Genomic DNA, 25,898 nt, shown 5'->3' with positions numbered 1-25,898 from the left:
CCTTCTCCCCCGACGCCCTCCCGGCGCGGCACCTGTCCCTGCGCGGCCCCGCCCCGCCTTGCTCGGCGCGCCGACGCCCGCCCCCGCCCCCCGCGCCCCTACGCCTGGAGCGCAAGCGTCGGGGACAGCCTCGACGCCCTCACAGCCGGGTAGAGCCCCGCCACCGTCCCGATCACGAGTGTGGCGCCGAAGCCGCCGCCCACCGCCCAGGGCGGCACCACCCACGGCAGCCCGCCGGTGTACGCGTACACGCCCGTCGCCGCCCCGCCGAGCGCCACGCCCGCCAGGCCGCCGAGGCCCGACAGCATCAGGGACTCCGTCACGAACTGGATCCTGATCTGCCCCCTGGTCGCACCCAGGGAGCGGCGCAGACCGATCTCGTGGCGGCGTTCCAGGACCGAGATGATCATGGTGTTGGCGACGCCGACACCGCCCACGAGCAGGGCGATCCCGCCGAGCCCGAGCAGCAGGGTAGAGAAGGCCCCCTCGGTCGCCGCCTTCGCCTGGAGCGCCGCCGACGGGTCGCCGACCGACACGTTCTGCGGGTTCTCCGGGTCGATCGTCGGGGCGAGCAGCTCCTGGACGGTCCGTACGGACGCGTCGGTGGACCGCTCGTACACCGCCGTCGGATGCCCGTCGAAGCCGAGCAGCTTCTGCGCGCCCTCCCAGCCGACCAGCGCCGAGCGCTCGATCTCGGGCGCGAGCGGCAGCGGGTCGAGGATGCCGACGACGGTGAAGTACCGGTCGTCGATCCAGACCTGCCGCCCGGGCTCGGTGATGCCGAGCCGCTCGGCCGCGACATGGCCCAGGACCACGGACGGGTACCGGCCGTTGGCGGCGTTCAGCCAGGTGCCGGAGGCGGTTCCGCCGCGCAGGACGGCGAGCAGCCGTTCCGTGGCGGCCTTGACGGCGATCCCGCCCGTCTCGCCCTCGGGGATCTTCTCGGAGCGCCGGACCGTGCGGTCGAGGTCGGCGGTCGCGCCGGCCTCCTCGACGCCGTCGATCCGGCCGACCATGCCGACGGCGTCCTTGGGCAGCTTGACCTGCTGACCGCTGAACATCCCCTCGCCCGGCTTGGCGACCAGCATGTTCGTGCCGAGGGCGTCCAGCTGCCGCATCAACTGGGCCTGGCTGGAAGCCGATATGCCGACGACCGCGATCATGGTGGCGATCCCGATCGCGATGCCCAGCGCCGAGAGCACCACCCGCACGGGCCGACTGCGCAGCCCGGCCGAACCGACGTGGAGCACGTCCCGCGGCCCGAGCCGCGCGGCCTTCAACCCTCGCCGCGGTCCGAGCCGCGCGGCCTTCAATCCGCGTCGCCCCCTCACGCCGCGACCTTCCCACGCGCCGTGTCCGCCACGATCCGTCCGTCGCGGATCCGGACCTGGCGTGGCAGCCGGCCGGCGATCTCCGTGTCGTGGGTGATGACGGCGATCGTCGCGCCCTGCTCGTTCAGCGCGTGCAGCAGGTCCATGACCGCCTCCCCGGACGCCGAGTCCAGCGCGCCCGTCGGCTCGTCGGCGAGCAGCAGGTCGGGTTCGCCCACCACCGCGCGGGCGATGGCGACCCGCTGCTTCTGCCCGCCCGACAGCTCGTGCGGCCGGTGCCTCATCCGGTCGGCGAGCCCGACACGGGCGAGGGCGTCCGCGGCCATGGCGCGCCGCCGCGCCCGGGGGAGCCCCGAGTACAGCAGCCCCTCGGCGACGTTCTCCAGCGCGCCCACCCCGGGCACCAGATGGAAGGCCTGGAAGACGAAGCCGATGTGGCGCGAGCGCAGCGCGGACAGCCGGCGGTCCGTCAGCGCGGCCACGTCGTGGCCCGCGATCTCCACCGTCCCGTCGCTGGGCCGGTCCAGGGTGCCGACGATGTGCAGCAGGGTGGACTTGCCGGACCCGGACGGGCCGACGATGCCGAGCAGTTCGCCCGCGCCGACCGTGAGGTCCACGCCGTCGAGGGCCCGGACGCCGCCCGCGTACTCCTTGGTGACCCCGCGGAGCCTGACGACCGTGGTCATACGGACGGCACCCCGACCTTCATGCCCTCGCGCACGCCGTCGCCGCTGATCTCCACCCGGCCCTGGCCGAACATCCCGAGCTCGACCTCGACGTCCCGGGTCCGGCCGTTCTCCACGACCTGGACGCCGAAGCCGCCGCCGGGCAGCGCGAGCAGCGCGTTGACGGGTACGGACAGCACGTCGTTCCTCGTCTCCCCGGCGAGGTCGACGGTGACCGGGGACTGGTCGACGCCCGTGACCTTGCCCGGCACGTCGAAGGAGACCGTGATGTCGATCTTCGGGGTCCGGTCCTGCGGGTCGTCGCCCGACGAGGCCGTCCTCCCGACCGACGACACCTTGCCCGGTGCCGTGGTGCCGTCCGGCAGCTGGACGGTGACCCGGGTCCCCGTCTTCGCCGAACCGGCGTCCGAGACCGGCACCTTGAACCGTACGACCCGCTCCGAGCCGGTCACCGTGAGCACCGGCCGCCCCGGCCCCACCTGGTCGCCGGTGGCCGCGCCCGCCTCCTTGACGCGGACGGCGCTGCCGGCGAACGCGACGGCGTCGGGGCCGACCGTGCCCGTCTGCTTCTGGTCGTGGGACTTCTGCCAGCGCTTGACGGCGGCGGCGGTCTTGGCGGTGTACTCCTCGTCCACCGTGAAGCCGACGTAGCCGAGGGCGGCGAGGTTCTCCTCCAGCTGCCGGACGTCCTTGCCCTCGTCGCCGGTCCTCAGGGTCCGGTACATCGGCTCGGCGCCGTACATCAGCCGGACGGGCCTGCCGTCGACCTCGTACAGCGGCTCGTCGCGCTCGACGGTGGAGCCGGCCGACGCGATCCGGGTGAGGATCCCGGTCGGCCCCCCGTTGATCTTCCGCTCGCCGAGGTGGCCGAGCGTGCCGTCCTGCTGGGAGCTGTCGCTCAGGTCGCCCCGGGTGATCGGGGCCGTCGCGGGCGGCGGCCCCGCGTCCGCCACGGCCTCCCGCCCGCCCTTGTCGGGGGCGGCGAGCGCGGTCACCGCCACGGCCCCGCCCGCGACGACGGCAATCGTCGCGAGGGCGGCCACCAGCTTGCGGCGGCTCATCGCGTCACGCTCTCGCAGGCCTTGTTCGCCTTGTCGAACTTCTTGGCGTCCTCGCCCTGCGGCATCGGCCGCGCCGCCGTCATCCCGCCGCCGCCGAAGGTCGGGTCGGGCATGTCGAAGCCGTTCTTCCGCATGCACTGGGCGTACTTGATCATCTTGTCCTTGTCGGCCTGGGTCATCTCCTTGCCCATGCCGGCGCCGCCCTTGCCCTGACAGGCCTTGAACGCCTTCTCCATCTTCTCCTTCGACATGCCGTCGCCGCCGATGGTCAGCCCCACGCCCTCCTCGCCCGGCTTGGGCTCCGGCACGTCGAGGCCCTGCTCGCGCAGGCACGTGCGGTGCTCCAGGGCCTGATCGGCCTTCTTGCCCTCGTCGCTGACGGTCCGGCCCGCCCCCTTGTCGTCACCGCCGGAGGAACAGGCGGTGACGGTCAGGAGGCAGAGGGCGGCCAGCGAGGCCGCGGCGGCCAGCTGGAAGGTCTCGCGGGGACGTCGGGTGGGGGTGCTCGGGCTCGTGCTCGTGGTCGTCGTCATGGGCGGCAGCGTGCGCGTACGAGGTGTTTCGTTTCTCTCAGCGGATCGGTTTACAAAGACGAAAGGCCTGGTCCGATAGACAGGAGCCATGCGCGTACTGGTGGTGGAGGACGAGGCGTTTCTCGCCGAGATGATCGCCGAGGGGCTGCGCCGCGACGCGCTCGCCGTGGACGTCGCGGCCGACGGCCTGGAGGCCCTGCGCAAGCTCCGGTTCGGGGAGTACGACGTGATGGTCCTCGACCGCGACCTGCCCGGGATCCACGGCGACGACGTCTGCCGCCGGGTCGTCGAGCAGCGGCTGATGACCCGGGTCCTGATGCTGACGGCGGCCGGGACGGTACGGGACCGGGTCGAGGGCCTCGGCCTCGGCGCCGACGACTACCTGGCCAAGCCCTTCGCCTACGACGAGCTGCTCGCCCGGGTCCTCGCCCTGGGCCGCCGCGCCCGCCCCGCGCTGCCGCCGGTCCTCGAACGCGCCGGGATCGTCCTGGACACCGCCCGCCGCCAGGCCAGCCGCGAGGGACGGCATCTGCACCTGTCCCGCAAGGAGTTCGCGGTGCTGGAGGCGCTGCTGCGCGCCGAGGGCGCGGTCGTGAGCGGTGAGGACCTGATCGAGCAGGTGTGGGAGGAGCACACCAGCTACCGCACCAACGCCGTACGGGTCACCCTGAGCAAGCTCCGCGCCAAGCTCGGCGAGCCGCCGGTCGTGGAGACGGTGTCCGGCGCGGGCTACCGGATCGTGTCATGAGGGCGGCGGACCTGCGGACCGCGGCCGTCATGAGGGCCGCGGACCTGCGGACCGCGGTACGCACCGCCATGGCCGGCGAACGGGCCCGCCTGACGGCCCTCTACGGCGGGCTCCTGCTCCTCGCGGGCGCGCTGCTCACCGGAGTGGTGTACCTCCTGGTGAAGGAGGGGCTGTACTCGTCGATCAGCGTCGCCATGACGACGGCCGTGCCCGCCCAGCGCCTCGAACTGCCCTCCGCCACGCCCAGCCCGCTGTGGCAGGAGGCCGTGCCCGCGAGCCCGGGCCCCATGCCGCCGGGCGTGACGCAGGGGATGGCGGTCACCCGGACGCTGAGCGACGCGGCCGAGAGCGCCGCCCTGGAGCGGCTCCTCACCGTCTCCCTGCTCGTCCTCGCCGCGTACGCCGTCCTCTCCGTCGTGCTCGCCTGGTGGATGGCGGGCCGGGTGCTCCGCCCGGTCGCCGTGATCACGGAGACCGCCCGCCGACTCTCCGGGGAGAACCTGCACGAGAGGATCGCCATGGGCGGGCCGCCGGGGGAGCTGAAGCGGCTGGCGGACACCTTCGACGGGATGCTCGGCAGGATGGAGCGGCTGGTGTCGGCGCAGCAGCGGTTCGCGGCCAACGCGGCACACGAGCTGCGCACGCCGGTCGCCGTGCAGCGGGCGGCGGCCGAGATCGGGCTCGCGGGGGACCCGGGTCCCGAGCGGGTCGCCCGGATCCGGGAGAAGCTGATCGAGGTCGCCGACTCCAGCGAACGGACCATCGAGGGGCTGCTGTTGCTCGCCTCCTGCGAGCAGGGGCTGCTGGAGCGCCGGCCGGTGGCGGTCCACGAGGTCGCCGCCCGCGCGGCGGAGGCGCTGGCGGCCGAGGCGGCCGAGCGCGGGATCACCGTCTCGGTGGACACCCGGCCGCTGGCGGTCTTCGGCGACGCGGTCCTCCTGGACCGGATGGCGCACAACCTGGTCGCGAACGCGGTGCGGCACAACGTCCCGGGCGGGCGGGTGGCGGTCCGTACGGGCCCCGGGGGCATCGAGGTGTCGAACACCGGGCCCGTGGTCCCGGCCGACACCGTGCCGCTGCTCTTCGAGCCCTTCCGCCGCCTCTCCGCCCGCACCCGGGCCCCGGGCGAGGGGGTGGGCCTGGGCCTGTCGATCGTCGACTCCATCGCCCGGGCCCACGAGGCGACGGCGACGGCGACGGCCAACGCCCAGGGCGGCGGCCTGACGGTCCGGGTGCGGTTTCGGCCATGAGGCCGAGGCGCGCGGCCGTACGGGCCCGGGCGCGGGCCCGGTCACCCGACTCCGTACGGGCTGCCCCGGCGCGGGTCCGGTCACCCGACTCCGTACCGGACTCAGTGCCGGAAGAAGATCCGGTCGCCGTACTCCGTCATCACGCGGCCGTTCCACTCGTGCCCGCCGTCGACGTTCCCCGAGCGCAGCAGCGGCGGCTCGATGCCCAGGCGGACCAGCTCCTCCGCCGCCGCGGCCATCGTGGCCTGCATCAGGGCGCTGGTGACGACCGTGGAGGCCGGTGCGAACGGCGCCTCGATGCCCTCGTGGGTCAGCTCGGCGTCGCCGATCGCGATCCGCGAGTCGAGGACGATGTCGCAGTGGTCCTTCAGGTACGTCCCCGAGACGTGCCGGGACTTCGTCTCCGTCGCGTACGCCACGGAGGTGACCCCGATCACCGTCAGGCCGAGGGCGCGCGCGTTCATCGCCATCTCGACGGGCAGGGCGTTGCGGCCGGAGAGGGAGATGATGATCAGGACGTCGCCCGCCTTGGCGGGCGAGGAGTCGAGCACCGCGCCCGCGAGGCCGTCCACCCGCTCCAGGGCCGAGCCGAGCGTCGCCGGCATGACGTCGACGCCGACGACCCCGGGGACGGCCAGCAGGTTCATCAGGGCCAGCCCGCCCGCCCGGTAGACGACGTCCTGGGCGGCCAGCGAGGAGTGGCCCGCGCCGAAGGCGAAGAGCCGGCCGCCCGCGGCGACCGTCTCGGCGATCGCGGTCCCGGCGGCGGCGATCTCCGCGGAGTCCTCATCGCGGACCTGCTGGAGCAGGCCGATCGCGGCATCGAAGAACTGCCCTGCCAGCTTGGACTCGCGCGCGCTGTCGCCCATTGCGGAAGCTCCTTGTCGTCGTGTCGCGGATCACCGTGCGGTCTGGACCATTGCTCTGTCAATACCGTCTTTGCCCGGCGTTTCCCCCGCGCGGCACGGTTGTCGGTGGGATGCGTCAGAATTGGTGCAGGGCCAGCGCACGACTCATCGAGGGGCACGTATGTCCGGACTGATCGACACCACGGAGATGTATCTCCGCACCATCCTCGAACTGGAAGAGGAAGGTGTGGTCCCCATGCGCGCCCGGATCGCGGAGCGGCTCGATCAGAGCGGCCCCACGGTCAGCCAGACGGTGGCTCGAATGGAGCGGGACGGTCTGGTGGCCGTCGCCAGCGACCGGCATCTGGAGCTGACGGACGAGGGCCGGCGTCTCGCGACGCGCGTGATGCGCAAGCACCGCCTCGCGGAGTGCCTCCTCGTCGACGTGATCGGTCTGGAGTGGGAGCAGGTCCACGCCGAGGCCTGTCGCTGGGAGCACGTGATGAGCGAGGCCGTGGAGCGGCGCGTTCTGGAGCTGCTGCGGCACCCGACGGAGTCGCCGTACGGCAACCCCATCCCGGGCCTGGAGGAGCTGGGCGAGAAGGCCGAGGCGGAGGCCTTCCTGGACGACTCCATGGTCTCGCTCGCCGACCTGGACGCGGGCGCGGACGGCAAGACGGTGATCGTGCGCCGGATCGGCGAGCCGATCCAGACGGACGCCCAGCTGATGTACACGCTGCGTCGGGCGGGCGTGCAGCCCGGTTCCGTGGTGAGCGTGACGGAGTCGGCGGGCGGCATCCTGGTCGGCAGCAGCGGCGAGGCGGCCGAGCTGGACTCCGAGGTCGCGGCCCACGTCTTCGTCGCGAAGCGCTAGCGACGACCGCGCGCCCGGCATCGGGCGCGCGGCACCCCGGACGCGCGCGCTTACGGCGCCGATCGTGGGGTCTCCACATGCGCCGATCGCGTCTCCCCGTGCGCCGTTTCCGGCGCCGGGCGTGCGGCCGGATGCCCCGTTCCGGGGCCGAGTGCGCCCCCGAAACGCGCCCCCAGCCCGTTTTACGGCGGAATCGCCACGCCCGCGCCCCTCGGCGTGCCACGCTGGGTTCGGTTCGTCGGGCCGGGGAGGGGTGGGGGCGATGGAGTCGTCGGGGGCGGGGCGTCGACAAACGGAGAACCCCGGCGCCCATTGGCGCCGGGGCCTGTCCTCCCCTGTGCTGACCCGGAGCCCCGAGCTCCCAGGGTCATTCCCCTCGGACCGTTTTCCCCGAGCGGTCCGCCTCCCGCTGAAGATCTCCCCTCGGCGGCGCGCGTCAATCCTTGAGCGCGGTCACTCGAACGAGGGGTGTTACGTGGCAGAACCCCATTTTCGAATATGGGTTCGATAGTCTGGCGGGGCTCGACACGCTCGATGGGAAAGAGGGGGTGCCAGGGAACATGGTGCGACGTCTCGACGTCACCGGGACCGCCGGCGTACGCCTGGCTGCCTGGGAGTTCACGGAAGAGCGGACAGCGCCGGCCGGGACGGCCGGGTCCGGGGTCTTACTGCTGCACGGCCTGATGGGGAGCGCCTCGCACTGGGCCCCCACCGCCCGCTGGCTGGCCGAGCGCCATCGGGTCGTCGCCCTGGACCAGCGCGGTCACGGCCGCAGCGAGAAGCCGCCGGCCGGCCCCTTCACCCGCGAGGCGTACGTCGCGGACGCGGCGGCCGCCGTCGAGCAGTTGGGCCTCGGCCCGGTCACCCTGGTCGGCCACTCCATGGGAGCGCTCACCGCCTGGCAGCTCGCGGCCGAACATCCGGACCTGGTCCGGGCCCTGGTCATCTGCGACATGCGGGCGTCGGCCCTCGGGGCGGCCTCGCAGCGGGAGTGGCAGGACTGGTTCCGCCGCTGGCCGGTGCCGTTCACCTCGCTCGACGGCGTGCGCCAGTGGTTCGGCGAGGACGACCCCTGGGTCGAGCGGCCGAATCCGGCGCGGGGCGACTTCTTCGCCGAGGTGATGACCGAGCGCGCCGACGGCTGGCATCCGCTCTTCGATCCGGCGCAGATGCTGACCTCACGCGAGACCTGGGTCCACGACGCCCACTGGGACTCGCTCGCCCAGGTCCGCTGCCCCACGCTCGTGGTCCGCGGCCTGGACGGCGAGCTGGGCCGCGCCGAGGCCCAGGAGATGGTCCGCGTCCTCCCACGCGGGGCGTACGCGGAGATCCCGGACGCCGGCCACCTCCTGCACTACGACCACCCGGACGCCTGGCGCACGGCGATCGAGCCGTTCCTGGAAGGTGTCCTCACCTCGTAGGGCGAGGCGCACCTCCCAGGACACGTCCGGCGCGTGCGCCAGGTCGTCACCTCAGGGCGACGGTCACCTCAGGGCGACGGTCACCTCACGGCGAATGACACGGCGCCGGTCACCTCAGGGCGACCGTCACCTCATGGCGATCTGGTCCGCGGCGCGCGTAGGGGCCGCCTCGCGCGGCGGGACGGGCCGGTCGTAGACGTTGTCCGGCGTCACGATCTCGGTGACGGCCCGGCCGACCAGCGAACTCGGCTCCTGGCCCTGGGTGGTGATGTCGGTGTTGAGCATCAGCACCATCGTGGCCTTCAGCCTGGGCAGGTAGACGGTCGCCGTCTCGTACCCCGGGATGGACCCGTTGTGCCCGATCCAGCCGCCGGTCTCGAAGATGCCGAGGCCGTAGCTGGTGCCGGGGATGCCGGTCGGCAGCATCTTCAGGCGCTGCGCCTGGGTCTCCGGGGTGAGCAGCTCACCGGTGGCGACGATCTTCGCCCAGCGCCGCAGGTCCGCCAGGTCCGAGATCATCGCCCCGGCCGCCCACGCCCAGCTCGGGTTCCAGTTCGTGGCGTCGGCGACCTCGCCGGTCAGCGTCTGGTTGGTGTAGCCGCGCGGGTGCGGATCGGGGAACTCCGGGCCGTCCGGCAGGAACGTGTGGTGCAGCTTCGCCGGGCGGAGCACCCGCTTCTCCAGGAAGTCGACGAGCCGGTGCCCGCTGACCTTCTCGACCACCAGGCCGAGCAGGATCAGATTGGTGTTGGAGTACTGGAACTGCGTCCCGGGCTCGGCGGTGTTCGGGTGCTTGTAGCCGTACGCCAGCACCTCGTGCGGGGTGAAGTAGCGGCTCGGGTCGCTCAGCAGGTCGTGCTGGAAGTCGGCGTCGTCCGTGTACGGGAAGAGGCCGCTGCGCATCTCGGCGAGCTGGCGGAGCGTGATGTTCCAGCCGTTGGGGACCCCGGCGATGTACTTCGCGATCGGGTCGTCGAGGCCGATCTTCCCGTCGTCGACGAGCTTCAGGAGCGCGGTGACCGTGAAGGTCTTGGTCTCGCTGCCGATGCGCAGGAAGAGGTCGGTGGTCATCGGGCGGCCGGTGGCCTTGTCGGCGACACCGGTCGCGCGGACGTACTGACCCTTGCCGGGGATCCACACCCCGGCGATGAGGCCGGGGATCCCGGCCTGGACCCGGACGTCCTCGATGGCCTTGTCCAGGCGGGCGGTCAGCTCGGGCCCGAAGCCGTCGGGCGGGCAGTCCTCCGCGCCGTGGTCGACGGGGGCGGCACGGTCGGCGAGGGCGGCGGGGGGTGCGGGAACGGCCGACGCGGGGGCGGTGGCCACCGGGGCGAGGACGGACGCCACGAGCAGTGCCGCGGCGAACAGTCGGCGTCGAGGGGCGAGGTTACGGCGCATGGGGTGCGTCTCTTCCAGTTCAGGCTGCGCGAATCAGGATCCGGAACGACAACCTGACCCCCGAGCCCCCGCCCGCACCCCCACCGCGGCCCGCGGCCCCGGTGAGTCCACTCGTTCGGTCCCGGCGGACCCGGCCGGATCATCATCCGATTCCCGTCGACACGAGGGCCGACGCGGCCACGAAGCCGCCGCCGGACGGCCACTCGGGTGGTGCTCCGCGCATTCCGGGACGGAATCGCGCCCGGAAAGTATGATCAAGCGATGGCAGACATGACCGAAACCACGCCCGGATGGCTGACCACGGACGAGCTGGACAGTGCTCGGGCGCGGATGCCGATCCTGTACGTCGAGGCCGTCCCCGTGCGCGTGGACGACAGCGGTGAAGTGATCAGCATCGGACTGCTGCTGCGCATCGGGTCGGACGGAACGATCAGCCGCACGCTGGTGTCGGGCCGCGTCATGCACCACGAGCGGGTCCGTGACGCGCTGCTGCGGCACCTGGAGAAGGACCTCGGACCGGTGGCCCTGCCGCGCGTCCCGTCCTCCCTCCAGCCCTTCACGATCGCCGAGTACTTCCCCACCGCCGGCGTCACGCCGTACCACGACCCGCGCCAGCACGCCGTGGCCCTCGCGTACGTCGTGCCGGTGTCGGGCGACTGCCGGCCCCGGCAGGACGCCCTGGACCTGGTCTGGTTCAGCCCCCAGGAAGCCGCGTCCCCGGCCGTCCAGAACGAGATGCCGGGCGGTCAGGGCCTGCTGCTCAAGCAGGCATTGGCGTACGTCGGCCACACGTACTAGGAGGGCTCGCCACCACCGGGCCCGCCGCCAGGGGGCTCCCCGCCAAGGGGCTCCCCGCCGACGGGGCGGGTGGACTCCTGGACCGCCAGGGCCTGCCGCAGGCACGCGGCCAGGCGGGCCGCGATCGTGCCGTCCGGGTCGAGCCGGGGGTTGAAGATGGTGACGTCGAGGCCGACGGCCCGGTCGTCGGCCAGCGCCGTGCCGAGGACGTCCGTCAGCTCCGACCAGCTCAGACCGCCGGGCTGGCGGTAGTCGACGGCAGGCATGACCGCGTCGTCCAGGACGTCCACGTCCAGGTGCACCCAGAACCCGCCCGCCCCGCCGCCGGTGAGCCGCTCGACCGCCCCACGCGCGGTCGCCACGACACCGGCGGCCCGGACGTCCTCCAGATCGAGCGCGTACAGCTTCGGCGGCAGCGGCTGCATTCCGGCGGCGACGGATTCGGCCGCGTCCCGGAACCCGAACACGACGACGTCCTCGTCCCCGACCAACGGCCTCCGGCCCTCGATCTCCGTGAGCTGCCGGGGACCACGTCCCGTGACGAGCGCGAGCTCCATCGACGCCGCCTCCCCGGCAGGCTCGGAAGCGGGCTGGTAGAAGTCCGTGTGCCCGTCCAGGAACAGCAGCCCGTAACGCCCCCGGCGGCGCAGCGCGAGCAGGTTCCCCAGCAGGATGCTGCAGTCCCCGCCCAGGACGAGCGGGAACCGCCCCTGGTCGAGGACCGCGCCCACGGCGTCGGCCAGCATGACGGAGTACCGCGCGATGCCGTCCGGGTTCAGTACCCCGGTCGCCGCGTCCCGCCGGGGGTCGTACGCGGGCGGCTCCACCCTGCCCGCCCGTACGACCCCGGGAAGCCCGTCCGCCAGCCCCGCCTTCAGCAACGCCTCGGGCAGCTCCTGCACCCCGGACGGCCGCAGACCGAGCACGGACGGCGCCTCGACGATCGACACCTCACGGGACGTGCGCATACGTCCATGGTGACCCGGGTGCGCACGGTTCGCCCGCGCCCGGGGACCGGGTCAGCCGCCGAGCCCCGCGACGAACACGGCCCAGGAGCCGGGGGCGACGGCGAGGGAGGGGAGCGAGGTGTCCTTGGAGTCCCGGACGTGCACGGTGTCCGGGCAGGCGGCGACCTCGACGCAGTTGCCGCCCTGGTCGCCGCTGTAGGACGACTTGGTCCAGGAGACGGCCACCTCGACGCAGTTGCCGCCCTGGTCGCTGCTGTAGCTGCTCTTGAACCAGTTGAGGTCGGTGCTCATAGCTCTCGTGCCACCTGTTCGATGAGTCGTGCGGAATCCTCCGGCGTGAAGGCCTGTGCCCGCAGCATGCTGTAGCGAGCGAAGGTGTCTCCCACGTCCGGCTCTTCGCTCAGAAAGTACCTGCCGCCCTGCCCTTCGACATAGACCAGTCGGTTCTCGCGCTTCCTGGTCTCCAGGAGGACGAATGGCCCGTTGAGCCCGGCATGGGCCTCCCGGTCGTCCGGCATGACCTGGACGCTGACGTTCCGCAGCTCCGCGCACTCCCGTACGTACAACAGGCACTTCCGGAGCACGTCCTTGCCGCCGAGGGGCTTGGTGAGCGCGGCCCTCTCCAGGACGAAGGTGACCAACGGCGAAGGCGTGCGGAAGAACAGCTTCTGGCGTTCCATGCGGGCCGTCACGCTCGGTTCGATCTCCTCCTCGTCCATGGCCGGGACGGCGCTCTCGAAGACGGCCCGCGCGTAGTCCGGGGTCTGGAGCAGCCCGGGGACGAGATGACTCTCGTACGTATGGATGCCCGCCGCCTTCAACTCCTCCTCCAAGTAGTCCTCGAACCACGCCGCGATTCCGCTCGCCGTCACCTCCTCGGCGACCTCCAGTAGTGCACCTTGTGCACCCAGCCACGCGTCCGCGATCGCGACGAAGTTGCCCTTCGCCTTTCGCTGCCCCCGCTCGATCATCGCCACCTGGGACTTGGAATATCCGGTCTCCTTGCCCAACGCTTCCTGCGACGCCTTCGCCCGCAACCGGTAGAAGCGCAGGAGCCTGCCGAACGCCTTCGCTGCGCCCGGACCCCCCGTGTTCCCCTTGTTCACACCGACCTCCTGGAGTGCACAGTCCGCCACAAACAGCCTGTGGCGCTGGTCACAGTAGAGCGAGGCCGGAAAGCTGGTGTCATGAATTCGCGCAAGTCACTTGACAGGGTGCCTTCTTGGGTCCCCGCCACCGGTCACGCCCTCCGGCACGCGGGCGTGCACTTCGACGCCGTACGCATCGGCGGGTTCCTCGGGGAGGACGTCGCGTACCGGCTCATGGAGTTCACGGACTTCCAGGCCGGGCCGATCGTCCGGGAGGCGACCGGTGAGCGGAACCTGTACTTCCTGCTGCCTCCGCAGACCGCCGCCACCCACGCCTGGCCGGCCCCGGTGCGCGCGCTGAGCCGGAACGGTCGCAGCGAGGCGTTCGTCGGCATCCCGGCGCTCGACGGGCTGACGTGGCCGCTGGACTGGCGTTCCCGGCCCACGGACGAGGAGCCCTTCGTGGAGCCGGGCCTCCTGCACCTGATGGTCACCCGTGCCATGGAGTGACAGCCGTTCGTACAAAGGGACTTGTTGTACCGAGGGGACGCCCGTGCCGTATGGTGACTGCGTCATTACGCTCTGTCAGTAAATGGGCGGTCCCCGGGGTGCGCCAACACTCCCGAGGACCTTCACCCCCAGTGGATAACACAGGAGTCCACCAGAAATGCTTCGGCATGCTATCGCGCCCCTGCGGCGCTACACCCAGGCGTCCCACGACATCGTGCGCCACCCCTGTCTGACCAGCGACGCGAAGCTTCTCGTCACCTACGTCCAGGGCCTCACCGACGCCGCGTGCGCCAAGTCCCTCGGCGAGCTCGCCGCCGACCTGGGCCTGAAGCCCCGGGCGTACCAGAAGGCGAAGCAGTGCCTGGCGGCGGCGGGCTACTACCACGAGTGGAAGTGGCAGACCGAGCGCGGGCGTTGGGTCACCGAGCAGCTCCTCGCGAACGTCATCCTCACGCGTGAGGAGGCGGAAGCCGCCCGGGCTGACGGGTCGCCGAGTCCCGGTGATCCGACGGTCGGTGGTTCGAGGTCTCGGAGGGTCGGTCGCTCAGAACCGGTAGAAGAAGACCGGGAGAAGAACCTTCCCCACCCACCCCCCGAAGAGCCGGCGCGCGACGCCGAACGGGAGGCGACCCCGTGCGCAGCCCCGGAACCCGACGAGACCGTCGCACCCAAGACCGTCGCACCCGAGACCGTCCCCGACGCTCAACCCGGAACCACCCCCGACGCCCGGCCCGAGGCCGCCCCCGACGTCGCCCCCGAGGCCGTCCCCGACGCTCAACCCGGAACCACCCCCGACGCCCGGCCCGAGGCCGTCCCCGACGCCGCCCCCGAGGCCGTCCCCGAGGCCCCACCCGCTCTCGCCCCCGAGGCCCCACCCGCCCTCGCCTCCGACGCCCCACCCGCCGTCGCGCCCGAAGTCGCCGCCGCCGAACGGCTGCTGCTGTCGCTGCGCCGTTCGCACCCGGTCCTGTCGCTCGGCGTGCGGGAGGCCAGGGGGCTGGCCGAGGCGGCGGCGGAATGGTTCAGGCGGGGGCTCTCCGCCGCCGAGCTGCGGCAGGCGCTGACCACCGGGCTGCCGCGTGAGGGCATCCGCTCGGCCGTGGGCTTCCTGCGCCACCGACTCGTGGTGAAACTGCCCGCGCCGCTGCCCCCGGAGCCTCCGGCGCCCGTGACCGCCGCCCCGGCGGCCCTCGTCATCTGCGACGGCCCGGGTGACGACCACGTGTTCCGCCCCGTCGCCGACGAGACCCGCTGCCGCCGCTGCCGTACGCACGAGGCGCAACTCCAGGCGGAGGCACGGGACCGAGCCCGCCAAGCACCGTCCCACGGGCCCCACCAGCCCCCGAGCCGCCCACCCCGCGCTCCCTGGCGCACCCTGGTCGAGGAGGCGGCGGCCGCCGCGCCGTCGGACGGAGGGCGTGTACCGCCGTCATGACAGGGCATCCGGGCGTCATGGATATGACAGCTACGGAGGCCCCCGAGGCCGAAGGACACGGAGACAGACGGCGGGAGACCCAGGCCGAGCGGGCGGACCGCCGCTGGCAGGAACTCATCCAGGAGATACGCGTCGCCCAGACGGGCGTGCAGATCATGCTGGGCTTCCTGCTCACGGTCGTGTTCACCCCGCACTTCCAGGCGATGGGGGCGACCGACAAGGCGATCTACATCGTCACGGTGGTCCTCGGCTCCCTGGCCACCGGCGCGCTGATCGGTCCGGTGGCCTTCCACCGCATCATCTCCGGTCAGCGCATCAAGCCCCAGGCCGTGGTGTGGGCCTCCCGGCTCACCTTCACCGGACTCGTACTGCTCCTCGCCACCCTGGCGTCGGCCCTCTTCCTGGTCCTGCGCGTCGCCACCCATGACGGGTACGTGCCCTGGCTCGTCTCCGGCGTCTGCGTCTGGTACCTGCTCTGCTGGTTCGTCCTGCCCTTCTGGGCGCGGGTCCGCTACGCCGCCGGCTCCGACGACTGACCGTGCCGCTTCTCGGCCTGAAGGGGCTCGTATGACTCTCGTGGAACAGCAGCACCACAGACCCACGCCTGCCGGAGTCCAGCGCCTGCGCAGGCGGTTGGAACGGCTCATCGGCGTCGCGGCGACCGAAGGGAACGAACTCGTCGCCCTGCGCAACGGGGACGAGATCTTCCCGGCGATGATCGAGGCCATCAAGGACGCCGAGCACACCATCGACATGATGACCTTCGTCTACTGGCGGGGGCAGGTCGCCCGGGACTTCGCCGCGGCCCTGGCCGACCGTGCGCGGGCCGGTGTGCGGGTCCGCCTGCTCCTGGACGGCTTCGGGGCCAAGAGGATCGAGCCGGCCCTCCTGGACGAGATGGACGCGGCCGGTGTGCAGGTGGCCTGGTTCCGCAAGCCGCTCTGGCTCTCCCCGCTCAAGCAGAACCACCGCTGCCACCGCAAGGCGCTGATCGTCGACGAGAGCACGGCGTTCACCGGCGGCGTCGGCATCGCCGAGGAGTGGTGCGGCGACGCCCGTGGCCCCGGCGAGTGGCGGGACACCCATGTGCGGGTCAGGGGCCCGGCCGTCGACGGCATCGCCGCGGCCTTCGCCCAGAACTGGGCCGAGTGCCACGACGAGCTGTACGACGACCGCGACCGCTTCACCTCGCACGAACAGCCCGGCGGCAGCATCGTGCAGGTCGTGCGCGGTTCGGCGAGCTTCGGATGGCAGGACATGCAGACCCTGATCCGGGTCATGCTCACCTCCGCCGAGCACCGGTTCCGCCTCGCCACCGCGTACTTCGCGCCGGACACGTACTTCGTCGACCTGCTGTGCGCGACCGCGCGGCGGGGCGTCGCCGTGGAGATCCTGCTGCCCGGCCCCCACACCGACCAGCGGGCGTGCCGACTCGCCGGGCAGCACCACTACGCGCGGCTGCTGGCGGCGGGTGTGACGATCCACCAGTTCCAGCCGACGATGATGCACGCCAAGGTCATGACGGTCGACGGGGTGGCCGCGTTGATCGGCTCGACCAACTTCAACCGCCGGTCCATGAGCCACGACGAGGAGGTCATGCTCGCCGTGCTCGACGAGGACTTCACCGCGGGCCTGGACCAGGACTTCGACGCCGACCTGCGGCGCAGCAGCCCCGTCGACCCCAGGCGGTGGCGGCGCCGGGCGGTGCTCCAGCGTGTGGCCGAGACCGCCGTCCTGCCGATCCGCCGCTACCTCTAGGCGACGGCCCGCCCCCTTCGCCGCTCGGAAGCGGGCGGGGAGCGGGCCGGAAGCGGGCCGGGAGCCGGCCGGTGAGAGCCGCCGACTGCTCTCACCGGCCGTCGCTCCGCGTCAGAACGCGAAGACCGTGCTCCGCGACATCCCGACGTTCATCTCGCACGTGTTGCCGTACGTGGCCGACCACGCGACCCGCTTGCCCTGCCAGACGCCCTCGCCGGTGACCGTGACCGGGTCCCAGATGTGCGTACACGGGGTGGTGTTGTCCAGCCGGGTCAGCTGGCCGAAGTCGCCGTCGACAGCGCTCAGCTCCTCGCAGGCCGGGCCGGCCGCCGGGTGGGTGCCGCCGGGCGTGGGTGCGCAGCTGAGGGTCACCGCCCGGTCGATCTGCGCCGCCGTCGCGGACTCGCCCTTGGCGACGGCCAGCACGAGCGCCGACGGCGGGTACAGACCCGTGGGCTCGGCCTGCGCCGGCGTCGCGGCGACGCCGACGAGGGCGAGGCCGGTGGCGAGAGCGGTGGTGAGGGCGGTGTCACGGATCAGGTGACGCATGAGGGTTTCCCTTCGAAACGGGTGCGAGTGATTGCGCGCCGGAGTCTTGCCGACGCGGAGGGTGATCGCACATCCGTCGCCGCTTTCCGGTCACGACCGAACGTTCGGCCTGTTGGGAAGGGGTGCACGGCGCCGACGCAAGCGCTTCCCGTGGTGGTGGTCCAACCTCGAACGACCGCTTGACCTGCGAGAACGGAAAATTGGTTCGAGGGGGGAGGGTGCGCGCGGGGCCCCGTTCGACCGGAAGCCCGTGCCAGGAGCGAAAAGCCGCACCACTCCTGACAGCGGTGCGGGCGGCCGGACCGACTGGCCCGACCGCCCGCACCCGCCGTGTTCCCGCGCTACCCCTTGCTGACCGCCGCCAGGATCTCCGGCAGCCGCCGGGCCGTCCGGGGCGCCGCAAACCGCAGGCCGCCCCACAGCGCCAGCGCGCCGTACAGGGTGCCGAGCGGGAGCAGGATCCACAGCAGGGAGTGCCCGTCCGCGACGTGGAGGTAGACCGCCGCGCCGATCACCGGGGCGCACAGCACCGCCGCCGCGAGCATGCCGCCGAGGATCGAGATCCACGCCAGGCCGCCCTGCCCCGGGGCCACGTTCTTGTACGCGTTGTCCTGCGGGATCGAGTACGGGTAGAGCGCCGTGGTCACCGTACCCACCCCCAGCATCGCGCCCAGCAACGCGAAGGCCACGCCCAGCGCGTCCGGCAGCGACGACCACTCACCGGAGACCAGCGCCGTGCCGGTCGTCACCAGGAGCGTGAACGGGACGGTGATCAGCAGCAGCGTCAGCGCCCGCGCCCGCAGTTCGGCGTAGGCGTCCGCCGGCGTGGAGATCGTCTGCGCGACCATCCAGAACGCCGACGTGTCCTGCCCGAACTGGTTGTACATCAGCATGCCGAGCATCCCCGAGGCGAAACAGGCCCAGTAGACCGAGCCCGCGCCCTGGAGCGCGTTGACGATCGGCACGATCGCGCCGATCGCCAGCGAGGTGACCCAGCTCGCCTTCGTCTTCGGGTCGCGCCAGATGTAGCGCAGGCTGCGCTCCATCACCGTCCCCGTACGCCCGCCCGGCAGCAGCCGCCCCAGCAGTCCCGTGGACGCCCTGCCGCTGCCGGAGTCCGGGGCCGCGCCGATCGTCGAGCCGTCCGGCGCCGTCATCAGCTTCACCAGGCTCCGCTGCCACCAGTACAGCAGCGCACCGAGGGCGAGCACCGTGAGCAGCAACTGGCCCGCCGCGCGGGCGTAGTCGCCCGTGCTCGCCGACTCCACCGCAGCGACCGCCGAAGCCGGCGGCAGCCAGCCGATGACCGCCGTGACCGGTTCGAGCGTCGACAGGCCCCCGGAGCGGCTGAGCCGCTGCGCGCCGAAGTTGACCACCTGGAACCCGACCGCGATCACCAGACCGCTCAGCACCGCCAGGTCACGGCCCTTGCGCGAGGTCAGCAGCCGTACGTTGGCGGCGGCCACGGCCCGCGACAGCGCCACGCACACCAGGACCACCAGCGGCACGGCGAGGACCGCCACCACGACACCGCCCGCGCCGCGCGCGAGCGCGAGCGCCGCGCCCAGGCCGACGAGCAGGGTGAAGCCGGGTCCCGTGCCCACCAGCGAGGCCACCAGCAGCGCCCGCACCAGCGGCCGGGGGCGCAGCGGCAGCATCACGAGCCGCGACGGGTCGAGCGTCTCGTCGCCGCTCGGTACGAACAGCGGCATCACGGCCCACGACAGCGCGAGGACGGCCGTCAGCAGGATCGCGATCGAGTCGGCGTCGGCGTATTCCCGCAGCAGGACGAAGCCGAGCAGCATCAGGGCTCCGAAGAGCGCGGAGATCACGATCGACGTCACATAGACGGCGGTCCGCCCGCTCGACTGCCGCAGCCCGTTGCGCAGCAGCGACAGCTTGAGCCGTACGAAGACGGTCGTCAGCGAGTCGGGCGCGGCGGCCGTGGTCGAGGTGCCGGGTACGGCGGCCGTGGTCATCGGGCCGTCCCCCCGCCGAGCCAGTCCAGCGAGTCCCCGGCCGCCGCCCGCCCGTTCGCGCCCACCAGCTCCAGGAACGCGGCCTGCAGCGACGGCGCGTCGCCCCGGACGGCCGCGAGCGGGCCCTGTGCGCGGATCTGACCGGCGGCCATCACCGCGACCCAGTCGCACAGGCTCTCCACCAGCTCCATGACGTGGCTGGAGAAGACGACGGTCGCGCCCGAGGTGGTGTACCGCTCCAGGACGCCCCGGATCGTCTGCGCCGAGACCGGGTCGACGCCCTCGAACGGCTCGTCGAGGAAGAGGACTTCCGGGTTGTGCAGCAGGGCCGCGGCGAGGCCGATCTTCTTGCGCATACCCGTCGAGTAGTCCACGACCAGCTTGTTCTGCGCGCCCGCCAGGTCCAGCACGTCGAGCAGCTGCGCGGCCCGCTTGTCGACCTCCGCACCGGGCAGCCCCCGCAGCCGCCCGGTGTACGCGAGGAGTTCGCGGCCCGACAGCCGCTCGAAGAGCCGCAGGCCCTCGGGCAGGATCCCGATCCGGGCCTTCACCTCGGCCACCGACTCCGGGTCGCGCCACACGTCGTGCCCGGCGACGAGCACCCGCCCCGCGTCCGGCCGGAGCAGGCCGGTGATCATCGAGAGGGTGGTGGTCTTGCCGGCGCCGTTCGGCCCGACGAGACCGATGAATCTGCCCGCAGGCAGGACCAGATCGACGCCGTTCACGGCGATCTGCTGCCCGAAGCGCTTCCACAGCCCTTCGACGCGAACGGCGGGCACCGCGCCCGGTTCCCCGGGTGCGCTGCCCGCCTCTTCGTTGGTTCCGTCAGTTGCCTGGTCAGGCATGGTGCGTCAGCCCCTTGGTCGTCCCCGTACTGCGTACGGGGACACCCTAAGGGGCCCTCTCTCAGGCGCGGCGGGCCCGTTCCGCGGCGGCTTCCCGCCCGCACGCGTACGCCAGGGCGCTGAGCAGCTCCTCGGCGTCGGGCAGCCAGCGGTTGGCGGCGGTGGGGCGCCGGGCCCACTGCACCGCGCCGTGCCCGCCGACCCGGGTGGGCGGCGCCGCCACGTAGAACCCCTCGCCGCGCGTGGTCAGGTCGATGGAGGCGGGGGCCCAGCCCAGCTTCCGTACGAGATCGGGGACCTTGGCCGCGGCGCCCGGCAGGACGAAGAAGTACATCCGGCGGTCCGGCGTACAGGTCACCGGACCGAGCGTGAGCTCCATGCGCTCCATCCGGGCCAGCGCCAGGAAGCCCGCCGACTCCGGCACCTCGATCGCGTCGAAGGTACGGCCGGTCGGCAGCAGGATCGACGCCTTGGGCTGCTTCGACCACATGCGCCGCGCCCCGACGGCGCTGCCGGTCGCCTGGGTCGACCAGTCGGGCCTGGCCGGGTGCGCGCCGGGCATGACGCACGCCTCCGCGCCGCAGGAGCACCGCTCCCGGCCCTCGACCGCCTCCAGCCAGGTCCCGGGGAACACGTCCCAGTGCCGCTCTTCCGCGTACCGCACGGCGCTGTCCAGCAGCTGCTCGCCTCGCTGCTTGGGGATCTGTGCGGCTTCCGTGACTCCGATGGTCTCATCCACGGTGAACTCAACTCCCGCCGTCACCTGGGGTTACGGGCGGTGGGGCGCGTGGTGTGGAGCATCGATCCTGCACGACGGGGCGCATGGGTGCACGGACGGGGGCGCGCGTGGGGCCGGGGAGCGGGGGTGGGGTAGCCAGAGGTGGGGGGTGTCGGCCGTGCCCCGCACCGGGGTTGCCTCGTGGCCGATGCGTCCGGTTTCGCGTGTTCACATCGGCATTGACCGGATATCCGCCGGGCAGTGATCAGTTCTCATCGATCACTCACGGCCTCAGGGGGTAGTCATGTCAGCCAGGCCACTCGTCGCCCGTCAGCCGAACGAACGGCTGCAGGCGCTCATTCAGGAGGCCGCGTGTTCCAACGCGGGCCTCGCCCGCAGGGTCAACATGGTCGGGTCCGAGCGCGGTCTCGATCTGCGGTACGACAAGACGTCGGTGGCGCGCTGGCTGCGCGGGCAGCAGCCGCGCGGCCGGGCGCCGGGCATCATCGCGGAGGCGCTGGGACGGAAGTTGGGACGCACGGTCACGATCGACGAGATCGGGATGGCGAACGGCAAGAACCTGGCGGCGGGCGTGGGGCTGCAGTTCGCGCCGACGGTGCTCGGCGCGATCGAGCAGGTCTGCGAGCTGTGGCGCAGTGACGTGGGGCGTCGGGACTTCCTCTCCGGTTCCACGGTGGCGGCCTCCGCGCTGGTGGAGCCGAGCCGGGACTGGCTGATCACGGGCGCGGACGCGCACGTGGCCCGGTCGGCGGGGGCGCGGGTCGGGGTCTCGGACGTGGAGGCGGTCCGGGCGATGACGGCGGCGCTGGTCGATCTGGACCGGCGGTTCGGCAGCGGGCACGTGCGACCGGTGGTGGTGCACTATCTGAACAGCGTGGTGGCGGGGCTGCTTTCGGGTTCGTACCGGGAGGCGGTCGGCCGGCAGCTGTTCGCGGCGGTCGCGAGGCTCACGGAGCTGGCCGGGTACATGGCGGTGGACACCGGGCAGCCGGGGCTCGCCCAGCGGTACTACATCCAGGCGCTGCGGCTCGCGCAGGCGGCGGGGGACCGGGCGTACGGCGGCTATGTGCTGGCCGCGTCGATGAGTCATCTGGCCGCCGAGCTCGGCAACCCGCGGGAGATCGCGCAGTTGGCGCGGGCGGCGCAGGAGGGCGCGCGGGGCCGGGTGACGCCGAGGGCGGAGGCGATGTTCTTCGCGGCGGAGGCCCGGGGCCACGCGCTGCTCGGGGACGCGCACTCCTTCGGCGCGGTCGCGGGGCGGGCGGTACGCGCGTTGGAGCGGGCGGATCCGGAGGCGGGGGACGACCCGTCGTGGATCGCGCACTTCGACCACGCGTACCTGGCCGACGAACTGGCCCACTGCCACCGGGACCTGGGGCAGGCGCAGGAGGCGGCGCGGGCGGCCGAGGAGTCGCTGGAGGGCCACCCCGAGACGCGGGCCCGGCGGCGGGCGATCGGGTTGGTGCTGCTCGCCTCCGCGCAGGTGCAGCGGCGCGAGGTCGAGCAGGCCTGCCACACGGGCACGCGGGCGCTCGAACTCCTCACGACGCTGCGCTCGTCGCGGGGCGCGGAGTACCTGGACGACCTGAAGGACCGTCTGGAGCCGTTCGCGGGGGAGCCGGCGGTCCGGGAGTTCGAGGCGAGGCTCACGCTCCACGCCGCGTGAGCGGCGTGAGCGGTGATCCGAAGGATCCGGCCGGTCCGGACGAAAGGCCCTAGGGGGTGTCCTCGGGCTTGGTGGAGAGGACCTCGCGGGCCTGGACCGCGGCGCGGGCGATGCTCTCGCCGACGAAGTCCATGAAGCGCGCGATGCTCTCCAGGCGGGCGGCGGCGGGGGTGTCGGCTCCGAGGATGCCGACGCCCTGCCGGGCGGTCTCGGCGAACTGGGTGTTGGCCCGGGCGGCGGCGACCATCGACTGGTACCAGACGTCGGCGTCGACGGCGTAGCGCTCGCGTCGGCGGTCGTCGCGCTCCCGGCGGACGAGTCCCTGGCTCTCGAGGAACGTGATCGCCTTGGAGATGGACGCCGGGCTGACCTGGAGGCGCTGGACGAGCTCGGCCGCGGTGAGGCTGCCGGAGTCGGTGGTGAAGAGGCAGGTCAGCACGCCGGACATCATCTTGGGCAGGCCCTGCTGCATGAGGAGGGTGGTGAACTGCTCCTCGTACGCCCGCACGGCCTCGGCGTCGCGTCCGTAGGGCTGCGGGGGCGCGGCCGCGCCCCGGGGGCTGGCGGGCCTGCGCCGGTGGGCGCGGTGCTCGGTGGCGCGGTGGGCCAGGTCGGCGCGGTAGGAGCTGGGGCCGCCGTTGCGCATGACCTCGCGGGTGACCGTCGAGGTCGGACGGTCCAGGCGCCTGGCGATCTCCGCGTAGGCGAGGCCGTCGGCCAGTCCCAGCGCGATCTGCTGGCGTTCCTGCTGGGTGAGCCTGCCTCCCGGCATCGCGATCTCCTTCGTCTTTTCCGTCGCTGTCGTCAGCATAGCGTTCATCTCTCATCCAATGCAACGGTGGAAGCCCTTGATGTTGCGTTAGAAGTCTACTCGTTGCAATGAAATTGCTGCTCTGGGCTGCGTAAATGCACTTTGTGTGCAACGAACTTGTTGCGAGAACTGTGAACACAACGTAGCGTTTGTGTTGTCGGAAACGAGAAACGCACACCAAGGAGAGCATGATGCAGACGTTCGCCACCACCGCCCCGATCGCCGCCGTCCTCGACATCACCGCGGGCCGCGTCCAGGTCATCGCCGCCGACCGGGCCGACGCCACGGTCGAGGTCCGCCCCGCGAACGCCTCCAAGGGGCGCGACGTGAAGGCCGCCGAGGGGACCACCGTCGAGTACGCGGACGGTGTCCTGCGGGTCACCACCCCGCCGGCGAAGAACCAGCTCCTCGGCAACACCGGCTCCGTCGAGGTGACCCTCCAGCTGCCCGCCGGCTCCCGGGTCGAGGCGAAGTCCGCCGCCGCCGAGTTCCGGGGCGTCGGGCGCCTCGGTGAGGTGGTCTTCGACGGCGCGCACGGCGAGATCAAGGTCGACGAGGCCGCGAGCCTGCGCCTCACCGCCCTCGGCGGTGACGTCGTGGTCGGCCGCCTGGGCGGCTCGGCCGAGATCAGCACACTCCAGGGCGACATCCGGATCGCCGAGGCCATGGGCGGCACCGTCGTCCTGAGCACCCAGGCGGGGAACGTGTCGGTGGACGCCGCACGCGGCGCCTCCGCCTCGCTGGACGCCGGCACCACCCTCGGCCGGATCCACAACTCCCTCAAGAACGCCGACGGCGGCGCCGCCCGCCTGGTCATCCACGCGACGACCGTCCACGGCGACATCACCGCCCGCAGCCTCTGAACAGCTGGGGCCTTCGGGCCCTGGAGCTAAGGGAGTTGACGGTGAGACCGGTACGGGTTCGTTGTGGACCTGTTACCGGTCTCACACGCGTGTGCACGGCGCCGGACGCACCCGGTAGCGTGAGCCGACGATTCCGTAGGTCCATCAGTAGGAGTCCCGGTGACGCAGAGCGGACAGGGTCCGGAGCCGCACTATCCGGCGGTACGGCCCACGCACGAAGGTGTCGTGCTGCCCGCGGAGGGCGGCGTGGAGACCGGCCAGGGCGCGACCCCGGCCGGCGGCCTGCCGTGGGGCGGAGCCTGGGGCCCCGGTGGGGGACCGCAGGGACAGCAGCCGCCGCAGCAGCCCGCGCAGCCGCTGCCCCCGGCCCAGCCGCTCCCGCCGGAGGCCGTACCGGGCGGGGCCTCCGACATGCAGGCGACGCAGTTCATCGCGCCGGTCCCGCCGCAGGGCGGGCCCCCCGCCGGGGGCCCGGGGCCGATGCCAGGACCGATGCCGGGCGCGATGCCCGGGGCGCACGGCGGGATACCCTCCGCCACCCCGCCGCCGGGCGGCTACGGCTACCCGGCCACCGCCCAGCCGCACACACAGCCCGGCTACGGCTACCCCCCGGCGGCGCCCGCCCAGCCCGGCTACGGCTACCCGCAGGCCGGACCCGGGTCCGCGCACCCCGGCGCCGGCGACATGCAGGCGACCCAGCACATCCCGCCCGTCGCCTCCCAGGGCGGCGGCCCGGACACCCAGTTCCTCGGCACCGGCCCCCTCGGGCGGCCGCAGCAGCCGGCCGGTGCGTCCGACGCGACCCAGTACATCGCCCCCGTACCGGCGCAGACGTCCGGCGAGCGGCAGCCGCCCGCGGAGTTCGACAACCTCTTCCGCAGCGACGCGACGCAGCACCTGCCGCAGCAGCCGCAGCACTCCACCCACCAGCCGCAGACGCCCCAGCAGTTCCAGCAGGCGCCGTACACCCCGCCGCAGCAGCAGTTCCAGCAGCAGCCGCCCGTGCCGCCCGCCTTCCAGGGCGCGTACCAGGACGACTACGACGACGAGCCCGCGCCGCGCCGCAAGTCGCCCGTCGCCCTGATCGCCGCCGTCGTCGTCGGCTGCGCGGTCGTCGGCCTCGGCGCCGGCGCCCTGCTCAGCGGCGGGGACGAGAAGAAGGACAAGGGCCCCGGCGAGACGGTGGCCGCCGGCACCGGCACCCCGTCGACCGCGCCGAGCGAGAAGCCGGCCGACCCCGCCGAGCCGCAGGCGCAGGCGCTCGACAAGCTGCTCGCGGACAGCAACGACAGCCGCGACGCGGTGATCCGTTCGGTCGAGTCCATCAAGCAGTGCAAGAACCTCGACCAGGCCGCCACCGACCTGCGCGGCGCCGCCGGACAGCGGCGCGCCCTGGTGACCCGGCTGCAGGGCCTGACCGTCGACAAGCTCCCGGACAACGCGGCCCTGAACACCGCCCTCACCAAGGCCTGGCAGGCGTCGGCGTCCGCCGACGACCACTACGCGGCCTGGGCGGACCAGGTCAAGGGCAACGACAAGCTGTGCAAGGGGGGCAAGGCCCGGAGCACCACGCACACCGTCGAGGCGGGCAAGAAGAGCTCCGACGCCACGATCGCCAAGCGCGAGGCGGCGTCGCTGTGGAACCCCACCGCGGAGAAGTACGGCCTGTCCAAGCGCACCCCCACCCAGCTGTAGGCCGGCGGGTCCGGGCGGGCCGCGGGGGCGCTGGCGGGCGGCCC

The 25,898-nt window shown here is 72.7% G+C and carries 26 protein-coding genes; 12 read left to right on the top strand and 14 right to left on the bottom strand.

The annotated features are described in order from the left end of the window. Positions 1-98: 98 nt before the first annotated feature. From ACIPPS_RS27180 to ACIPPS_RS27165, 4 genes are read right to left on the bottom strand one after another with little or no spacing between them, the layout of a single operon-like run. A complete protein-coding gene (locus tag ACIPPS_RS27180) occupies positions 99-1,331 on the bottom strand; it encodes an ABC transporter permease (protein WP_401437066.1) in 1,233 nt (410 codons plus the stop codon). Continuing rightward, on the bottom strand, positions 1,328-2,017 hold the full coding sequence (locus ACIPPS_RS27175; RefSeq protein ID WP_401437063.1) for an ABC transporter ATP-binding protein: 690 nt from the start codon (positions 2,015-2,017) through the stop codon (positions 1,328-1,330). Before ACIPPS_RS27175 ends, ACIPPS_RS27180 begins: the two co-directional genes overlap by 4 nt. Beyond that, positions 2,014-3,078, bottom strand: coding sequence for an efflux RND transporter periplasmic adaptor subunit (locus tag ACIPPS_RS27170; protein ID WP_401437060.1), 1,065 nt, complete (start codon positions 3,076-3,078; stop codon positions 2,014-2,016). The genes ACIPPS_RS27175 and ACIPPS_RS27170 overlap by 4 nt, the downstream gene beginning before the upstream one ends. Beyond that, entirely contained in the window at positions 3,075-3,611 is a 537-nt protein-coding gene (locus tag ACIPPS_RS27165; RefSeq protein ID WP_401437057.1) for a hypothetical protein, read from the bottom strand. Before ACIPPS_RS27165 ends, ACIPPS_RS27170 begins: the two co-directional genes overlap by 4 nt. Positions 3,612-3,699: 88 nt before the next feature. Here ACIPPS_RS27165 and ACIPPS_RS27160 point away from each other — a divergent pair, with 88 nt between their 5' ends. Further along, positions 3,700-4,359: a response regulator transcription factor gene (locus tag ACIPPS_RS27160; RefSeq protein ID WP_401437055.1), complete on the top strand. Its 660-nt coding sequence runs from the start codon at positions 3,700-3,702 to the stop codon at positions 4,357-4,359. Between the two features lie 68 nt (positions 4,360-4,427). Continuing rightward, on the top strand, positions 4,428-5,609 hold the full coding sequence (locus ACIPPS_RS27155; RefSeq protein ID WP_401437725.1) for an ATP-binding protein: 1,182 nt from the start codon (positions 4,428-4,430) through the stop codon (positions 5,607-5,609). A gap of 101 nt (positions 5,610-5,710) precedes the next feature. On the opposite strand, the gene ACIPPS_RS27150 is transcribed toward ACIPPS_RS27155, so the two are convergent. Further along, positions 5,711-6,478 (bottom strand): SIS domain-containing protein, encoded by a 768-nt coding sequence (locus ACIPPS_RS27150; RefSeq protein WP_401437052.1) that lies wholly within the window; start codon positions 6,476-6,478, stop codon positions 5,711-5,713. A gap of 160 nt (positions 6,479-6,638) precedes the next feature. Here ACIPPS_RS27150 and ACIPPS_RS27145 point away from each other — a divergent pair, with 160 nt between their 5' ends. Together ACIPPS_RS27145 and ACIPPS_RS27140 are read left to right on the top strand one after the other, a co-directional pair. Next, positions 6,639-7,331, top strand: coding sequence for a metal-dependent transcriptional regulator (locus ACIPPS_RS27145; protein WP_401437050.1), 693 nt, complete (start codon positions 6,639-6,641; stop codon positions 7,329-7,331). Between the two features lie 560 nt (positions 7,332-7,891). After that, entirely contained in the window at positions 7,892-8,752 is an 861-nt protein-coding gene (locus tag ACIPPS_RS27140) for an alpha/beta fold hydrolase (RefSeq protein WP_401437047.1), read from the top strand. Positions 8,753-8,878: 126 nt separating this feature from the next. Here ACIPPS_RS27140 and ACIPPS_RS27135 read toward each other — a convergent pair whose 3' ends face one another. Continuing rightward, positions 8,879-10,150 (bottom strand): serine hydrolase domain-containing protein, encoded by a 1,272-nt coding sequence (locus ACIPPS_RS27135; protein WP_401437044.1) that lies wholly within the window; start codon positions 10,148-10,150, stop codon positions 8,879-8,881. Between the two features lie 270 nt (positions 10,151-10,420). On the opposite strand from ACIPPS_RS27135, the gene ACIPPS_RS27130 reads away from it, so the two are divergent. Continuing rightward, positions 10,421-10,948, top strand: coding sequence for an NUDIX hydrolase family protein (locus ACIPPS_RS27130; RefSeq protein WP_401437723.1), 528 nt, complete (start codon positions 10,421-10,423; stop codon positions 10,946-10,948). On the opposite strand, the gene ACIPPS_RS27125 is transcribed toward ACIPPS_RS27130, so the two are convergent. The 3 genes from ACIPPS_RS27125 to ACIPPS_RS27115 are packed head-to-tail and all read right to left on the bottom strand — an operon-like array spanning position 10,945 to position 13,022. Further along, complete coding sequence (locus ACIPPS_RS27125) at positions 10,945-11,916, bottom strand: arginase family protein (RefSeq protein ID WP_401437041.1); 972 nt, start codon at positions 11,914-11,916, stop codon at positions 10,945-10,947. The two genes, ACIPPS_RS27130 and ACIPPS_RS27125, sit on opposite strands and share 4 nt — an antisense overlap. Before the next feature lie 51 nt (positions 11,917-11,967). Continuing rightward, positions 11,968-12,207 carry a DUF397 domain-containing protein gene (locus tag ACIPPS_RS27120; protein WP_401437038.1) on the bottom strand — a complete coding sequence of 80 codons (240 nt, stop codon included), beginning with the start codon at positions 12,205-12,207 and terminating at the stop codon, positions 11,968-11,970. Continuing rightward, positions 12,204-13,022: a helix-turn-helix domain-containing protein gene (locus ACIPPS_RS27115; RefSeq protein ID WP_401437036.1), complete on the bottom strand. Its 819-nt coding sequence runs from the start codon at positions 13,020-13,022 to the stop codon at positions 12,204-12,206. The genes ACIPPS_RS27120 and ACIPPS_RS27115 overlap by 4 nt, the downstream gene beginning before the upstream one ends. An 81-nt stretch (positions 13,023-13,103) precedes the next feature. On the opposite strand from ACIPPS_RS27115, the gene ACIPPS_RS27110 reads away from it, so the two are divergent. From ACIPPS_RS27110 to ACIPPS_RS27095, 4 genes are all read left to right on the top strand, one after another. Beyond that, positions 13,104-13,514: a hypothetical protein gene (locus ACIPPS_RS27110; RefSeq protein WP_401437034.1), complete on the top strand. Its 411-nt coding sequence runs from the start codon at positions 13,104-13,106 to the stop codon at positions 13,512-13,514. Between the two features lie 157 nt (positions 13,515-13,671). After that, positions 13,672-14,949 carry a hypothetical protein gene (locus ACIPPS_RS27105; protein WP_401437031.1) on the top strand — a complete coding sequence of 426 codons (1,278 nt, stop codon included), beginning with the start codon at positions 13,672-13,674 and terminating at the stop codon, positions 14,947-14,949. Positions 14,950-14,966: 17 nt separating this feature from the next. Next, positions 14,967-15,485 (top strand): DUF6328 family protein, encoded by a 519-nt coding sequence (locus tag ACIPPS_RS27100; RefSeq protein WP_401437029.1) that lies wholly within the window; start codon positions 14,967-14,969, stop codon positions 15,483-15,485. A gap of 31 nt (positions 15,486-15,516) precedes the next feature. Beyond that, on the top strand, positions 15,517-16,707 hold the full coding sequence (locus tag ACIPPS_RS27095; protein ID WP_401437027.1) for a phosphatidylserine/phosphatidylglycerophosphate/cardiolipin synthase family protein: 1,191 nt from the start codon (positions 15,517-15,519) through the stop codon (positions 16,705-16,707). 111 nt (positions 16,708-16,818) lie between these two features. Here ACIPPS_RS27095 and ACIPPS_RS27090 read toward each other — a convergent pair whose 3' ends face one another. The 4 genes from ACIPPS_RS27090 to ACIPPS_RS27075 all read right to left on the bottom strand — a co-directional run bounded on the left by ACIPPS_RS27090 (position 16,819) and on the right by ACIPPS_RS27075 (position 20,819). Beyond that, positions 16,819-17,256: a subtilase-type protease inhibitor gene (locus tag ACIPPS_RS27090; protein ID WP_401437025.1), complete on the bottom strand. Its 438-nt coding sequence runs from the start codon at positions 17,254-17,256 to the stop codon at positions 16,819-16,821. Positions 17,257-17,597: 341 nt separating this feature from the next. Continuing rightward, entirely contained in the window at positions 17,598-19,235 is a 1,638-nt protein-coding gene (locus tag ACIPPS_RS27085) for a transporter (RefSeq protein ID WP_401437022.1), read from the bottom strand. After that, the gene (locus ACIPPS_RS27080; RefSeq protein ID WP_401437020.1) at positions 19,232-20,080 is read right to left on the bottom strand and encodes an ABC transporter ATP-binding protein; all 849 of its coding nucleotides are present in this window, start codon (positions 20,078-20,080) and stop codon (positions 19,232-19,234) included. Before ACIPPS_RS27080 ends, ACIPPS_RS27085 begins: the two co-directional genes overlap by 4 nt. A gap of 61 nt (positions 20,081-20,141) precedes the next feature. Further along, entirely contained in the window at positions 20,142-20,819 is a 678-nt protein-coding gene (locus ACIPPS_RS27075) for a bifunctional DNA primase/polymerase (RefSeq protein WP_401437018.1), read from the bottom strand. 283 nt (positions 20,820-21,102) lie between these two features. Between ACIPPS_RS27075 and ACIPPS_RS27070 the strand changes: the two genes are divergently transcribed. Continuing rightward, complete coding sequence (locus ACIPPS_RS27070) at positions 21,103-22,485, top strand: transcriptional regulator (protein ID WP_401437015.1); 1,383 nt, start codon at positions 21,103-21,105, stop codon at positions 22,483-22,485. Positions 22,486-22,534: 49 nt separating this feature from the next. Here ACIPPS_RS27070 and ACIPPS_RS27065 read toward each other — a convergent pair whose 3' ends face one another. After that, on the bottom strand, positions 22,535-23,257 hold the full coding sequence (locus tag ACIPPS_RS27065; RefSeq protein WP_401437720.1) for a helix-turn-helix domain-containing protein: 723 nt from the start codon (positions 23,255-23,257) through the stop codon (positions 22,535-22,537). 230 nt (positions 23,258-23,487) lie between these two features. On the opposite strand from ACIPPS_RS27065, the gene ACIPPS_RS27060 reads away from it, so the two are divergent. Continuing rightward, positions 23,488-24,159, top strand: coding sequence for a DUF4097 family beta strand repeat-containing protein (locus ACIPPS_RS27060; protein WP_401437718.1), 672 nt, complete (start codon positions 23,488-23,490; stop codon positions 24,157-24,159). Positions 24,160-24,318: 159 nt separating this feature from the next. After that, positions 24,319-25,854 carry a hypothetical protein gene (locus ACIPPS_RS27055; protein ID WP_401437013.1) on the top strand — a complete coding sequence of 512 codons (1,536 nt, stop codon included), beginning with the start codon at positions 24,319-24,321 and terminating at the stop codon, positions 25,852-25,854. Positions 25,855-25,898: the final 44 nt, after the last annotated feature.

The sequence above is a fragment of the Streptomyces sp. NPDC090127 genome (assembly GCF_044746945.1).
Classification (GTDB): Bacteria; Actinomycetota; Actinomycetes; order Streptomycetales; family Streptomycetaceae; genus Streptomyces.
The sequence above is the reverse complement of the archived record's forward strand: the minus strand, read 5'-3'. Positions and strand labels throughout refer to the sequence as shown.